The sequence below is a fragment of the Pseudomonas sp. S2_F07 genome (genome assembly GCF_054668325.1).
This window is the reverse complement of sequence record NZ_CP162758.1, coordinates 2383286-2398659: the sequence shown is the minus strand read 5'-3', so window position 1 is coordinate 2398659 and position 15374 is coordinate 2383286. Positions and strand designations below refer to the sequence as shown.

The window sequence follows — 15374 nt, the reverse complement described above, 5'->3', positions numbered from 1 at the left end:
CTTGGCGACTTTCCGTTTCCTCTTCCACGTAGTCTGAATCTCCCATCCCGTCTGGGAGTATCCGCCGATGTGCCGCCTGCGGCGCATGTTCATAGTTGTGACCAATAGATCAGAAAATGGTCCAAGGTCGACCTCGATGACTGGACCCCGCTCAGGAGAAAGTCATGACTATGCGCAAAAAAACCTCATCGCCAACGAATGACCTGACCAGTAACGCCGGTGACCATCTTTCGCCCGTCAGCCACGACTGGACTTTTACCTACATTCCGACCGTCACCACCAACCTTAATGACTACGCACCCGGCAGCACGGCCATCATCACGGCCAGTGGTTTCGCCGCCGGCAGCACAGTGACGCTCGAAGTGGACCACGCCATCGGTGCCGGCGCGGATGGTGTGTGGGGGACATCCGACGATGTGCTCGATACCAACACCGGCGCGGGTCACGAGCCCTGGTCCGTGACCGACGGCGGTGCTGGCGATCTAGATGGCCAGGTCAACGGCAGCGTCACCACGTCCTGGTACGTGAATCCCGACGATTCGGCAGGCGCAACGTTTCTGCTCACAGCCGCCGCTGCGGGCGCCGATGGCGTGGTCGGCACCGGTGACGACGCGGTGGCGTCAACCTCGTTTACGGACAGCGTTTTGGGCGTCCTGGCGACCGGCGAGGACGTCACGTTGGACGAAACGGCGGGGTTGCAGAACGCCACTGCCACTCCAGCCCCCGCGGGGGACGCTGACGACAACGATATTCTGGTGGCGTCCCTGCCTTCGACCTTCACTACCCGTTTAGCCGCACTGGGGGCCGGTACCGCCACGGGCGCGGCCTTGAGTGGCTATACCGGTGCCATTGGCAACACCGGCAGTAATGCATTCACCATCACCGCTGACCCCGGCGCAAGCATTACCGATATCAGCTTCGTCGGCACCACCGGCGCGCCGCTCAATGGCGAGGACAGCGGACTCGATACCCTCGATGGCACCAGCATCCTTCTCTATACGGATACGAACAACAACATCGTCGTGGGCCGAGCCGGGAGCGCCACCGGCGCGATCGTGTTCGCTGCCTATATTGAAGAAACCGGAACACCGGTCACGGGTGGCAAGATCTGGACCGTGGAATACCAACCGCTCAAGCATCCCGTTATGACGAATGCCGATGACTCGCTCAATCTGGCGGATAAGCTTTTCATCGGCGCCAGCCAGGACCTGGAGTTCAGCCTGGCCAATGCGCCCTCCGGTCAGAACCTGTTCCTGATGTTCACGAAGGCGAACCCGAACGTTGTCGATGTCGGTGGTGTGTTGCGGATCACCGATCCCACCATCATCGCCACCGGCAAGGACCCCGCAGACCAGTCAAGTGGCGTCAATATAACGACTGGTGACACGATCAATACCAGCCAGGCGGGGGGGCCGACCACCTTCGGCACCAACAATCAGATGATTGTGGAGCAAGAGGGCATCCGCTTCTCGTTCGTCACGGGTGCCAGGCAGAATGTGACCATTCCCAACCTGGACCAGAACGAAGCCGATCTTGAAGCCAACGTCGACTTTACCGGTGTCTTCAATGCGAAATCGGCCAGTTTCGACGTCGTGCAACTGCAAAGCGGCAAGAGTGCCGTGGTAAGGGTCAGCGCATTCAGCACCGCTGCTGAGCCTGGTGTGAATTTCATCAATGGGTATGGCAATGATGCGTCTGTGTCCATCACCAATGTTCGCGTCTTCAACAGCACCGGGCAGGTGATCGAGAACTCAAACGGCTCGGTGAATGATCCGGGCATTGTCATCAGCTTTAATGCAGGGGTCGCGACCATCACCGGCGTTAAAGCCGGCTACCAGATTGAATACACCACTACGGGGGATCACAATCGCGTACTCGTGGAGAACGGGGCCGCCGTCAATGCCAAGGGCAATGAGCACGCCGATTTTGATATCGGTGGTTTCACGCTGGTCCAGGCCTCTGTTTCGACAGCCGAAATCGGCTCCAGGATCATCTTCGACGACGACGGGCCGAGCATCAGTACCACCGGTGTGGAGCCGACGCTGACGGTGGACGAAACGGTACTGGCGACCAACGATACCCAGAGCTTCGCCGCCAACTTCAACTCGGCGTTTGGCGCCGACGGGGCCGGTACCCTGACCTATGCGCTGGGCGTGGTGGCCGGGGCTTCCGGGCTGATCGACACGGCCTCGGGCCAGGCGGTGAACCTGTCGCTCAACGGCGCGGTGGTCGAAGGGCGTACAGCCCTCAGTAACCTGCTGGTGTTCACGGTCAGCGTGGCCGCCAATGGCAACGTCACGCTCGACCAGGCCCGCGCCGTGGTGCATGCCGACCCAAGCAATCCCGATGATTCGAGGAGTTTGACCTCGGACAACCTGGTAACGCTGACGGCGACCAAGACCGATGGGGACGGCGACAGCGCCCTGGCAACCCTGAACATCGGGCAGAACCTGGTGTTCAAGGACGACGGACCGAGCATCACCACCACCGGTGTGGAGCCGACGCTGACAGTGGACGAAACGATACTGACGACCGACGCCACCCAGAGCTTCGCCGCCAACTTCAACTCGGCGTTTGGCGCCGACGGGGCCGGTACCCTGACCTATGCGCTGGGCGTGGTGGCCGGGGCTTCCGGGCTGATCGACACGGCCTCGGGCGAGGCGGTGAACCTGTCGCTCAACGGCGCGGTGGTCGAAGGGCGTACGGCCCTCAGTAACCTGCTGGTGTTCACCGTCAGCGTGGCCGCCAATGGCAGCGTCACGCTCGACCAGAGCCGCGCCGTGGTGCATGCCAACACAAGCAATCCTGATGATTCGACGAGCCTGACCTCGGACAACCTGGTAACGCTGACCGCGACCAAGACCGACGGGGACGGCGACAGCGCCCTGGCGACGCTGAACATCGGGCAGAACCTGGTGTTCAAGGATGACGGACCGAGCATCACCACCACCGGCGTGGAACCGACGCTGACGGTGGACGAAACGGTACTGGCGACCAACGATACCCAGAGCTTCGCCGCCAACTTCAACTCGGCGTTTGGCGCCGACGGGGCCGGTACCCTGACCTATGCGCTGGGCGTGGTGGCCGGGGCTTCCGGGCTGATCGACACGGCCTCGGGCCAGGCGGTGAACCTGTCGCTCAACGGCGCGGTGGTCGAAGGGCGTACAGCCCTCAGTAACCTGCTGGTGTTCACGGTCAGCGTGGCCGCCAATGGCAACGTCACGCTCGACCAGGCCCGCGCCGTGGTGCATGCCGACCCAAGCAATCCCGATGATTCGAGGAGTTTGACCTCGGACAACCTGGTAACGCTGACCGCGACCAAGACCGACGGGGACGGCGACAGCGCCCTGGCAACCCTGAACATCGGGCAGAACCTGGTGTTCAAGGACGACGGACCGAGCATCACCACCACCGGCGTGGAACCGACGCTGACGGTGGACGAAACGGTACTGGCGACCAACGATACCCAGAGCTTCGCCGCCAACTTCAACTCGGCGTTTGGCGCCGACGGGGCCGGTACCCTGACCTATGCGCTGGGCGTGGTGGCCGGGGCTTCCGGGCTGATCGACACGGCCTCGGGCCAGGCGGTGAACCTGTCGCTCAACGGCACCGTGGTCGAAGGGCGTACAGCCCTCAGTAACCTGCTGGTGTTCACGGTCAGCGTGGCCGCCAATGGCAACGTCACGCTCGACCAGGCCCGCGCCGTGGTGCATGCCGACCCAAGCAATCCCGATGATTCGAGGAGTTTGACCTCGGACAACCTGGTAACGCTGACGGCGACCAAGACCGATGGGGACGGCGACAGCGCCCTGGCAACCCTGAACATCGGGCAGAACCTGGTGTTCAAGGACGACGGACCGAGCATCACCACCACCGGTGTGGAGCCGACGCTGACAGTGGACGAAACGATACTGACGACCGACGCCACCCAGAGCTTCGCCGCCAACTTCAACTCGGCGTTTGGCGCCGACGGGGCCGGTACCCTGACCTATGCGCTGGGCGTGGTGGCCGGGGCTTCCGGGCTGATCGACACGGCCTCGGGCGAGGCGGTGAACCTGTCGCTCAACGGCGCGGTGGTCGAAGGGCGTACGGCCCTCAGTAACCTGCTGGTGTTCACCGTCAGCGTGGCCGCCAATGGCAGCGTCACGCTCGACCAGAGCCGCGCCGTGGTGCATGCCAACACAAGCAATCCTGATGATTCGACGAGCCTGACCTCGGACAACCTGGTAACGCTGACCGCGACCAAGACCGACGGGGACGGCGACAGCGCCCTGGCGACGCTGAACATCGGGCAGAACCTGGTGTTCAAGGATGACGGACCGAGCATCACCACCACCGGCGTGGAACCGACGCTGACGGTGGATGAAACGGTACTGGCGACCAACGATACCCAGAGCTTCGCCGCCAACTTCAACTCGGCGTTTGGCGCCGACGGGGCCGGTACCCTGACCTACGCGCTGGGCGTGGTGGCCGGGGCCTCCGGGCTGATCGACACGGCCTCGGGCCAGGCGGTGAACCTGTCGCTCAACGGCGCGGTGGTCGAAGGGCGTACGGCCCTCAGTAACCTGCTGGTGTTCACGGTCAGCGTCGCCGCCAACGGCAGCGTCACGCTCGACCAGAGCCGCGCCGTGGTGCACGCCAACACAAGCAATCCGGATGATTCGACGACGTTGACCTCGGACAACCTGGTAACGCTGACCGCGACCATCACCGACAAGGAGGGCGACAGTGCCCTGGCGACGCTGAACATCGGGCAGAACCTGGTGTTCAAGGACGACGGCCCGAGCATCACCACCACCGGCGTGGAACCGACGCTGACGGTGGACGAGACGGTACTGGCGACCAACGATACCCAGAGCTTCGCCGCCAACTTCAATTCGGCGTTTGGCGCCGATGGGGCCGGCACCCTGACCTACGCGCTGGGCGTGGTGGCCGGGGCTTCCGGGCTGATCGACACGGCCTCGGGCCAAGCGGTGAACCTGTCGCTCAACGGCACCGTGGTCGAAGGGCGTACAGCCCTCAGTAACCTGCTGGTGTTCACGGTCAGCGTGGCCGCCAATGGCAACGTCACGCTCGACCAGGCCCGCGCCGTGGTGCATGCCGACCCAAGCAATCCCGATGATTCGAGGAGTTTGACCTCGGACAACCTGGTGACGCTGACCGCGATCAAGACCGACGCAGACGGCGACAGCGCCCTGGCAACCCTGAACATCGGGCAGAACCTGGTGTTCAAGGATGACGGCCCGGCACTCAGTTTCGGCAACCTGATCGGGACCGGTAGCGTCCTGGCGCAATCCGGATTCTGGAATATGGCGACGGGAGCCGACGGGCTGGGTGCGGCCGGTCTGGACATCTCGTTGGTCAATGATCAGTTCACCCTCGTCAGGCCCGACAACACGACCACGACCGGGACCGGCACGCTCACCGAGCAGACGCCATCACCGGACGCCAATGGCGCGTACCAGTTCGCGGGAACCTTGACCGGTGATTTCGACAACAACGCTGCAACGGCGAATACCACCGTCGACTACACGCTGACTGCTTATGCCGATGGCCACTATGCACTGGATCTGGTACAGGGCTTCAGTTCGACGATCGTGCTCAGCAGTGCCGACGGCTCGCTCGCTGCCGGCGGCCCGGATTCGGTGCGCACCTTGTTGATTCCTCAGACGAATGACCCGGCTATTCCTTCGACATCCGAGGAGATCGTGTTCTTTTCCGCGAAGGCACTGGCCTCGACCGCGGACATCCTGAGCGGCATCGGGCTCGGAGCCCCCGACCCCACCGAAGCCGCGCTACAGACCAACCCCCTGCCGTCGTACATCGACCCTGCATCCATGAACGTCAGCACGTCCGGCATCGGCGTCGGCAACAACGTCTTCCAGGGCGATAACCTGGCGGCCATCAGCGCCGCCGATGAAAGTTTCGTGATCAATCCAGAGACCCTGCTGACGGGCATGAAGGTCTTCATCGACAACTCCGTGGCGGGTTACAACACGGCGACCGAAGATCTGTACTACAGGATCTACTACGCCGATGGCACGTTTTCGAACCAGGTCGAGGTGAACACCCTGACGCCAGAGGCTGGCGGGCAGGTGTCCTTCCTCATCCAGAAGGAGGGTACGTCACTGATCGACGCTGTTCAGCTGACGATGGGCCGGGGCGATGTCAAGATCCCGGTGATCCAGTTCATTCAGCAGAGCGAGAGTCTGGCCAGCGATGTCCAGTTGGCGTTCAGCGCAACGCTGACGGACAAGGATGGGGACTCGGCGACCAGTGCGTTTGCCGCCAATTTGTTCGCCAACGACCCGACCAACGCATCCTTCGACTTCTCGCTGGCGGGCACGATCGGTAAGCAGGATGCGTTCAACATCGACCTGTCAGTCAATGACAACCTGTACCAGGTCACCGGCTTCGATACGGGTTCAGGCGTGCAAGACAAGCTGGTGCTCAACGGCGACCCGAACGCCGTTGTCCAATCGATCAACAACGCCGGCGCAGATAGCGTCGTGACGGTTGCCGAGACTGGCGGACAAACAACGACCATCACCGTGGTCGGGGCCCATGTTGAGAATACCGACATCTTTTTTGGCAGCGCCTGAGGCTTTGCGCGTGTGAACGGATGCGAGGGTGGCCCAGGAAACCACCCTCGCATTCTTTTTGCGGTTCCGATACGAGATCCCCATGATCGCTACGCTGTGAACTGGCGAGCAGCACAAGGCTTGAAAAGCGCGGCGGGTAGGTACGGGTGGACGTGGCAGATTTTACGAAAACGACATCAGTATTGCGGGGCACTCTGTCCCGGGATACCGACAAGGACGGCAAAACGGTGACGGTCTACTCCCTGAAAGTGGGGGGCAGACCGTTTTGTATCGACTTGAAACTCATTCCAGTTCCACCCAGGCGGACTCGGTCGGTGCTTCGTTGGTGAGCCCGTGTTTCAGCGCATACATCAGCAAGTCGATGCGGTTGATGAGATTAAGCTTTTGATAGATGTTGCTGAGGTGGTTGTGCACGGTGTGCTCGCTGATCCCCAGGCGCCCGGCGATGCTCACGTATTTGGCGGACGGTTCGCCCACGATGGCGCGAATCAGTTCTCTCTCGCGCAGCGTCAACCGCGCCTGTTTTGCCCGCTCCAGATTGCATTTTATGGGTATTTGCCCGGTCGCGGCATAACCGGAAAGGCCGCCAGCCCAAGCTCTATCCATTGCGAAGTCGCTATGGTGGACCTTGAGGATGGCCTGGATAATTGATTCCGTCGGGTCTTCCGCCAGCACGATGCCGCGAGCGCCAGCCTCTATCGCCTGGGCAGCGGGGACAACTTCATACAGGCCCTTGAGCAGCAGCACTTTCATTTCGGCGCTACGGGTGAGTCCCGCGACGACATCCAGAGGATTCAGCGCATCCGGAAAGAAACTGAAAAAAATCACATCGGGCCGCAGCTGATCGGCAAGATCCAGCGCCTGGGTATAAGTGGTGGCTTGCGCTGTCACTTCCATCCGGGGTTTTCTGGCATTGATCAAATCGTGAAGGCCCATGAGTACGAGGGGACGACAATCGATCAACATCACGCCAATTGACTCTCTTTGGTCAGTCATGATCTTCCTGACCCTCTTGAAAAACCAGTGAAGGCCTCCCCCCGCAGGACTTTGCGAGGCAGAAACTTGCCCACTTGGGCGGTGCGATTGAAGGACGGAATTGAACGCAGGGAGGCCGTAATGAAGCCCTCCCAGGCATTGGCAACCATCGACCCCGGGACCATTTCCATCAACAGCACTGGCACGTGGGGCGAACGTTTCCAGAAGGCAGTCAAAGCCCGGGAGAGAAGATCAATACGAATAATTATCAGTGGTTTACACATGATGATGTGCTCCCTCCCGCCTCTCAACTGATTCTAGGTCAGCTCGGAGCGCTTCCAACCTACCCATCCGTCAGTGCTCGATCCAGTCCCGGTGCGGACAGGCCTGACCGATGTTCTCGAGACGGGGAGTAACCCTCGAAAATCAAGGTATTAGGCCTGCCATAGATGGCCAGTGGCCAAGGTCGGATCCACATCATGATCGTCAATTAATCGACGAGTGGCGTTAACTTGGGAGCGCTAATATCGACTTAGTCAATTTGTCGGCGATATCTGGCTGGTTAGCCACCTTTTTTTGTGCACGAGGTCTCGTTTTCAGTAACGCCTTCGCATATTCAGATTGAGCGTTGGGGAAGGCTCTCAAGGGAATGCCATGGCTGGCCGATAACATGGGCAGTCAAGAGCCTCTTCGTCTCTTTCGGTCGATGCATATGCTGATTGGCGATGAGAAAGTGTGTTGATGGCTAAGGGCTACCAGCTATCATCTGCGCGCCAAAACAGGGGCTGCGAAGCTGAGTCCGTCCGTGTATTTGCCTTTGGGTTCTTCTTCTTAAATTGCCTGGAAATCTTCGATGCTGTCGTATCACCAAAAGCGTTTTCTGATCGTCGATGATTTCTCGGACTTCCGCAGTTCGGTCAGGTCGATGCTGCGTGAACTGGGCGTCAAGGAAGTGGACACTGCCGATACCGGCGAGCAGGCGCTGAAAATGTGCTCGCAGAAAGCCTACGATTTCATCTTGCAGGACTTTCACCTGGGTGACGGCAAGAAGAACGGCCAGCAGGTGCTCGAAGACCTGATGGAAGAAAAGCTGATCAGCCATGAATCGGTGTTCGTCATGGTCACCGCCGAAACCAGCCAGGCCATGGTGCTCAGTGCGCTGGAGCATGAGCCCGATGCCTACCTGACCAAGCCGTTCAACCGTTCCAGCCTGGCCCAGCGCCTGGAGCGCCTGGAGCAACGCAAGACCCTGCTCAAGCCGATCCTTCAGGCCCTCGACCGCGGTAAGCCGATGGAGGTGCTCAACGCCTGTATCGCCCTGTGCAAACAAGACATCCGCTATTCGCCACTGTGCCTGCGCTTTCGCGCCGATGCCCTGCGCGACCTGAATCAGAACGAAGCGCTGGAGCGTCTCTACGACAGCATCATCGCCGACCGCCCGTTGCCATGGGCGTTTGCCGGGTTGGGCAAGTTGTTGTTCAAGCGTGGCCAGGTCGGGCAGGCCAAGGGCATTTATGAAAAAGCCCTGAAAGTCTTCCCGATGATGCCGTCGCTGTATGACGGCATGGCGGATGTACTGGTCGCCGAAGGGGATACCAAGGGTGCGCAGCGCGTCCTGGAAGAGGCGATTCGCCTGTCGCCGCTGGCGGTGCGTCGCCAGGCATTGCTCGGCAAGCTGGCGATGACCAACGAGGACTTCGACACGGCGGCCAAGGCCTATCGCCAGGCAGTGAGCCAGGGCGCGCAGTCACGGTTCAAGGATGCTGAAAGCAACCTCGGCCTGGCCCATGCGTTGATCAGCAAGGGCAGCGAACGGGGCCTGGACACGCGGACCCGCCTGGAAATCAACACCACATTGAGTGCCGTGGCCAAGGAGAACCCCTCCGATCCGGGCCTGCAAATCCGGGCGCGCCTGATGAAGGCCACTAGCCTGTTGCTCAACGATGCAGAGACGGCCGACAAGCTCACCGAACAAGCCTTGTTGCGTCTGGACGGCATGGAGCAATTCATGAGCGCCGAAGCGGCCTTGCTGGTGGCCAAGCAGCTGAAACTGCTCGGGCAGACCGAAGCCGGCACCGCGATGCTGAAAAACTGCGTGGAAATCTACGGCGACGATCCGGTGGTCATGAAGGACATCGCCAAGCAGACCGACGACCCGAGCATCCTCAATTCCGGCAACGCCGCCGCGGAACTCAACCGTCAGGGCGTGCGCGTGTACAAGACCGGCAATCTGGTGGAGGCCCGGCAGGTATTCCGCAAGGCCCTGGCGATGCAACCGAAGAACATCAGTATCGCCCTGAACATGGCGCAGTCATTGCTGCATGGCACCGATACCAGCGTTCCTTCGGCGGAGCTGGAGGAGTGTCGGACCTGTCTGAAAATGGTCGGCCTGATGCCCGACACCGACGCGCGTTATCCGCGTTACCAGAAGCTGAAAAGCAAGGCGCTTGGCCAATGAATGACAACGAGCAGGCACTGGATTTCTCCACGGTGATCGCCTCTACCGTGCACGACATGAAGAACTCGCTGGCCATGCTGATGCAGGCTCACAGCCAGTGGCTGGGGCAATTGCCGGAGTCGGCGCGGCAAGCGCCGGAGCAGGGCGTGATGGACTTCGAATTCGCCCACCTCAACGGCATGCTGGTGCAGTTGTTGGGGCTGTACAAGCTCGGCGTCAACCAGATGCCATTGCAACCGGCCTACCATGAACTGGACGACTTCATCGAAGCTCAACTGGCCTGTCATCAGGAGGTGTTCGCCAGCCGCGGCATCATGGCCACCTATGAAGTGGACCCGCTGAGCCCTCTGGGTTTCTTCGATCGTGAGTTGATCGCGTCGGTATTGGCCAACTGCATCAACAACGCCATTCGCTTTGCACGGCATGCCGTTCTGATCAGCGTCAGCGACGATGCCGGGCAACTGGTGTTGACCATCAATGACGATGGCGAGGGGTATCCGGCGCAGATGATCGAGCGTCAGGCCGATTACGTGCAGGGGATCAATCAAAGCACCGGCAGCACCGGGCTGGGCCTGTACTTTGCCGGGCGAATTGCCGCGCTGCATCAACGCAACGGCGTGGGTGGGCGTACAGAAATCAGCAATGGCGGGCCGTTGGGCGGTGGAGTGTTTCGCCTTTACCTGCCCTGACCGGCAGCATATTTTTCGACGCTGCTTGAAATTCCGAACACGTGGAGCCTATTTTGTACGGTCGCCGTTCGCGGCCCGCACAATAACAAGGATAGCGTCATGACGACCGTTGGCCTGAGTTCACTCGCGCAGCGATTGACGGGCATTGATCAAGTTGAATGTGTCACGCCGGATTTGAATGGCGTTCCACGGGGCAAAGTGATGACCGCCGAGGGTTTTCTCGACGGTCGACGTTTGCAGATGGCGCGGGGTGTGCTGCTGCAATGCATCATGGGCGGATATCCGCCGGCGCGGTTTTACGGCAGCGACGATGGCGACCTCGCGTTGATCCCGGACCCTGCACAAATCCACCGCTTGCCCTGGAGCCATCCACCGCGGGCCTTGGCCATTTGCGATGCGGATGAACTGGGCACCACCACCAGCTCCAATCTGTCGACCCGTGGCCAGCTCAAGGCGGTGATTGCCCGTTACGCGGCTCGCGGCCTGGCACCTGTGGTGGCGACCGAGCTCGAGTTTTTTGTCTTCGCCCCCAACACCGATCCGACCCTGGCTTTTCAACCGCCACTGGGGCTGGACGGTCGCCGCGAAGACGGTCAGTCGGCGTTCAGCGTCAGTTCCAACAACGGCTTGCGGCCGTTCTTCAATGAAGTCTACGAGTGCATGGCGGCCCTGGGGTTGCCCCGCGATACCTTCATGCACGAAATGGGCGTCAGCCAGTTCGAGATCAATCTGCTGCACGGTGATCCGCTGTTGCTGGCCGACCAGACGTTCCTGTTCAAGCACCTGCTCAAGGAAGTGGCCCTCAAGCACGGCCTGAGCGTGGTGTGCATGGCCAAGCCGTTGGCGCATACGCCGGGCAGTTCGATGCATATCCACCAGAGCGTGGTCGAGATCGATTCGGGACGTAATGTGTTCAGCGACGAGGCGGGCCAGGAGACGGCCACTTTCCGCCACTTCATTGCCGGTCAGCAAACGTGCATGGCCGATTTCACCGCGTTGTTTGCGCCGAACGTGAACTCCTATCAGCGCTTGTGCCACCCTTACGCCTCACCGAATAATGCCTGCTGGTCCCACGACAACCGGGCGGCGGGCTTGCGCATTCCGGCCAGTTTGCCGGTGGCCCGTCGGGTCGAGAACCGCTTGCCGGGGGCCGATGCCAACCCGTACCTGGCGATTGCCGCAAGCCTGGCGGCGGGGTTGCATGGCATCGAGAAGGCATTGGAGCCGAGCGCGCCGATCCAGGGTGAGTTCGACGTGCCGGATAATCTTTCGTTGCCGTGTACCTTGCATGCGGCGCTTGAGCGTCTGAAACGTAGCCAGTTGGCCAAGGAACTGTTCGGCACGGAATTCATCGAAGGCTACATCGCTTCGAAGACCCTGGAACTGACCAGTTTCCATGATGAAATTACTCCCTGGGAAAGGCGTGTTTTAGCAACCCAGGCCTGACGTCCCGTCGACATCCGGCTATCGTTTAGCGATAGCCGATTCTCACTGCAAGGAGCCGCTCGGAACGCCGATGCGCCAAATCTGGAAATCCTTTCGAGCGCTGTATTTCGCCTCGCTGATGATGTTGATCGGCTCGGGCCTGTTGAGTACTTACCTGGCGTTGCGCCTGGCTGCCGACCATGTCGACAGTCTGTGGGTCGGTGCGCTGATGGCTGCCAACTATTTCGGCCTGGTGCTGGGAGGCAAGATCGGTCACCGGTTGATTGCCCGGGTCGGGCATATCCGGGCCTATTCGGCGTGTGCCGGGATCGTTGGCGCGGCGGTGCTCGGCCATGGCCTGGTGGACTGGTTGCCGGCCTGGCTGTTTTTGCGGGTGATCGTCGGCCTCGGCATGATGTGCCAGTACATGGTGATCGAGAGCTGGCTCAATGAACAGGCCGATGCCAATCAGCGCGGCATGGTCTTCAGCGGATACATGATCGCTTCGTACCTGGGGTTGGTGCTGGGGCAGTTGATTCTGGTCATGCACCCAGGGCTGGGGCTTGAATTGCTGATGTTGGTCGCCCTGTGCTTCGCGCTGTGCCTGGTACCCGTGGCCCTGACCCGGCGCATTCACCCGGCACCTTTGCACCCGGCACCGATGGAGCCGCGCTTCTTTATCAAGCGTGTGCCACAGTCCTTGAGTACGGTATTGGGCGCAGGGCTGATCATCGGTTCGTTCTATGGTCTTGCGCCGTTGTATGCCTCTCAACAGGGGCTGACCACCGAGCAGGTCGGTCTGTTCATGGGTAGCTGCATTTTTGCCGGGCTGTTGGTGCAGTGGCCGCTGGGCTGGTTATCCGACCGTTATGACCGGGCCTTGCTGATCCGCTGTTTTGCCATGTTCCTGGCGGTCGCGGCGTTACCGCTGGCGATCTTGCCCAAGGTGCCGCTGGAGGTGTTGTTCGCCGTCGGCTTCCTGTGCTCGCTGGTGCAGTTCTGCCTGTACCCGCTGGCGGTGGCGTTCTCCAATGACCATGTCGAGGGGGATCGCCGGGTGTCGCTGACGGCGATGCTGCTGGTGACCTACGGTGTCGGTGCCAGTATCGGGCCGCTGGCAGCCGGGGTGCTGATGAAGCTGTTCGGCAGCCAGAGCCTGTATGCATTCTTCACGTTCTTTGCGTTGGTGCTGGTCTGGCGGATCCGGCCGAAAGCCGTGACCAACCTGCATCAGGTGGACGATGCACCGTTGCACCACGTGGCAATGCCGGACAGTATGTCCAGTTCGCCGCTGGTGGCTGCGCTGGATCCGCGGGTCGATGAACAGGTGGTGCAGGACCAGATGTGCAATCCGGTGAATCCGGAACCGCCAGCCGAATCAGGACCTGAATCCGATCAGCCGCCAGAAGACCCTGACTCCGGCCGCGAGCAAAGCTTTACCGAAGCCAGGCCTTAATACCGGGGCACAAAAAAACGGGCAGTCACCGCAAGGGACTGCCCGTTTTCTTGTTGGCGCTCTATCACATGTCGTCTTTGTCGAAGCGGCGTGCTTCGCGTTGCAACTGGTAGACAAAGCGTTCGACCTGACGCTGCACCAGCCCGCTCATGTTGTGAAAGCGAACGCCGGCGAAGGTGGTGGAAATCCTTTCTTCGAAGTGCAGATAACGCAACTCGACCGGTGCGGTCATCTTGCCGAAGGGCAGGTCGGCGTTGAAACGGTCGTAGACCTGACCCAGTTGCAGGCTGCCGGTGATGTCGCCGTCGAAGCGCAGTTTGCAGCCGGTAGCGGAAATATCCAGCAGCTTGCCGCTGATCGGCGCCTTGAGCTTTTCGCCGTCCAGGTTGACGTTGACCAGCTGTGCCAGCTTCAGCGCGGCGCGGAACGCATTGCGGCGCTGGTGGTACACCACTTCATGGGGCAGGGGGCCGCGGTAGCAGCGGCTGCCACCGGATTCGTCGATTTTCAACTGGCCGTTGCTTTCCCAGGCAATGCGTACGCCTTCGTGGAAGCCTTCGACCCTGAACGGCTCGCCCGCCAGCAGGTAACGCTCGCCATCACGGGGAATCATTTCGTCCAGGGCAATCATGTTGCTGTCACGGTCCAGGTCCACCAGGTAGCTCTGGAAGCGCTGGCTGCGCTCATGGAACGTGATGATCAGCGGGTCATGGCTTTCGAGCAGCTGGCGCAGGTTGCTGGAGATTTCCAAGGGCGTGGAGAGCACCTTGGGTGGCTGCGGAGCATCATCCACGGATAAGGCATTGGACACGGTTAATCAATCTCCAGACAAAATTTGACTACGGCAGACTAGCAGTTTGCCAGTATGTTGCGCGTCTTGATAGAGCGAGGGCGTTGACCGCTTCATGCCTGACTGAGCGGGCGTGGCTTGGCAAGCTTGGAGAATGTTCCGCTGGCATCGTAAAGCGCCGGGGTTTCACCGCCGGTGAGGATTTTCAGCTGGGTGGCTGTAGCGGCCTGCTGAGTGAGGATCGACTGGCCGTTGTTGGCGTTGATGGCCTGGCACTGGGCCAGGAGATCGGTCAGCACGTCACTTTGCGCCAGCAACTGCTCGCCAATGCTCGACTGGCCGGCCAATTGCTCAAGGCCGCTGCGGTTGGTCGGCAGGTTGAGGCTGGCGAGGATTTCACTGCGCTTGCGGCCATGCTGTTCGAGCAAAACGATCAACGCCTGTTTCTGCGCCAGGATGTTCTCGAGCAATGGCATGTCGCGGCCATGCAATGCGAGGGATTCGGTCTGCAGTAACTCCAGCAGGTGTTGCGCTGGGGCAAAGTCGTCGGTGATCAGTTGCAGTAGATGAGTGTCGTGCATGGCTGGCCTTGGGTTTTAAGCGTCCAAAAGCCTGGCGCCGGCGGTGGCCTAGCGCTGGGCTTCGAAGTTGAGCAGTTTGCTGGCTACACGGTTGCTGTCGACTTTATAGCTGCCATCGGCAATCGCTGCTTTCAACTCGGCCACGCGGGCGTTGTCGACGGCAGGCTGATCGCGCAGCTTGTCAGTGACCTTCTGCAACTGTTGAGCCTCATTGCTGAGATGTACCGATTCCCCGCTTTTGACGGTGCCGGCCTGTTCGGCCGCGGACTCCAGCGGCGCGGATTTGCCGGCTTCGGCGCTTTCCTTGCTGGCGCTGGTACGTGTACTGCCCGTCAGGGACGAGGAGCTGTTCAAACGGCTGAAATCGATGACCATGATAAAAAACCTCTGGGAATTTG

At 60.7% G+C, this 15374-nt stretch carries 9 protein-coding genes; 5 read left to right on the top strand and 4 right to left on the bottom strand.

Translation table 11 applies throughout. The features are described 5' to 3' along the window. Positions 1-164 precede the first annotated feature (164 nt). Entirely contained in the window at positions 165-6602 is a 6438-nt protein-coding gene (locus AB4O40_RS10645; protein WP_460054637.1) for a DUF5801 repeats-in-toxin domain-containing protein, read from the top strand. Between the two features lie 282 nt (positions 6603-6884). Here the strand turns inward: AB4O40_RS10645 and AB4O40_RS10640 are convergent, their stop codons facing one another. Continuing rightward, positions 6885-7598 (bottom strand): response regulator transcription factor, encoded by a 714-nt coding sequence (locus tag AB4O40_RS10640; protein ID WP_056728079.1) that lies wholly within the window; start codon positions 7596-7598, stop codon positions 6885-6887. An 832-nt stretch (positions 7599-8430) separates the two neighbouring features. Here AB4O40_RS10640 and AB4O40_RS10635 point away from each other — a divergent pair. The 4 genes from AB4O40_RS10635 to AB4O40_RS10620 all read left to right on the top strand — a co-directional run bounded on the left by AB4O40_RS10635 (position 8431) and on the right by AB4O40_RS10620 (position 13605). Then, positions 8431-10035, top strand: coding sequence for a tetratricopeptide repeat-containing response regulator (locus tag AB4O40_RS10635; protein ID WP_056728077.1), 1605 nt, complete (start codon positions 8431-8433; stop codon positions 10033-10035). Further along, the gene (locus AB4O40_RS10630; protein WP_056728076.1) at positions 10032-10724 is read left to right on the top strand and encodes a sensor histidine kinase; all 693 of its coding nucleotides are present in this window, start codon (positions 10032-10034) and stop codon (positions 10722-10724) included. Before AB4O40_RS10635 ends, AB4O40_RS10630 begins: the two co-directional genes overlap by 4 nt. 201 nt (positions 10725-10925) lie before the next feature. Then, positions 10926-12170 carry a glutamine synthetase family protein gene (locus tag AB4O40_RS10625; protein WP_177336496.1) on the top strand — a complete coding sequence of 415 codons (1245 nt, stop codon included), beginning with the start codon at positions 10926-10928 and terminating at the stop codon, positions 12168-12170. A gap of 70 nt (positions 12171-12240) precedes the next feature. Beyond that, positions 12241-13605, top strand: a complete 1365-nt coding sequence (locus AB4O40_RS10620; protein WP_056728072.1) for an MFS transporter — start codon at positions 12241-12243, stop codon at positions 13603-13605. A 64-nt stretch (positions 13606-13669) separates the two neighbouring features. On the opposite strand, the gene AB4O40_RS10615 is transcribed toward AB4O40_RS10620, so the two are convergent. The 3 genes from AB4O40_RS10615 to flgM all read right to left on the bottom strand — a co-directional run bounded on the left by AB4O40_RS10615 (position 13670) and on the right by flgM (position 15351). Further along, a complete protein-coding gene (locus AB4O40_RS10615; RefSeq protein ID WP_056728070.1) occupies positions 13670-14416 on the bottom strand; it encodes a flagellar brake protein in 747 nt (248 codons plus the stop codon). 92 nt (positions 14417-14508) lie between these two features. Then, positions 14509-14976 carry a flagella synthesis protein FlgN gene (locus tag AB4O40_RS10610; protein WP_056728067.1) on the bottom strand — a complete coding sequence of 156 codons (468 nt, stop codon included), beginning with the start codon at positions 14974-14976 and terminating at the stop codon, positions 14509-14511. Between the two features lie 48 nt (positions 14977-15024). Beyond that, the gene (gene flgM, locus AB4O40_RS10605; RefSeq protein ID WP_056728065.1) at positions 15025-15351 is read right to left on the bottom strand and encodes a flagellar biosynthesis anti-sigma factor FlgM; all 327 of its coding nucleotides are present in this window, start codon (positions 15349-15351) and stop codon (positions 15025-15027) included. Positions 15352-15374 lie beyond the last annotated feature (23 nt).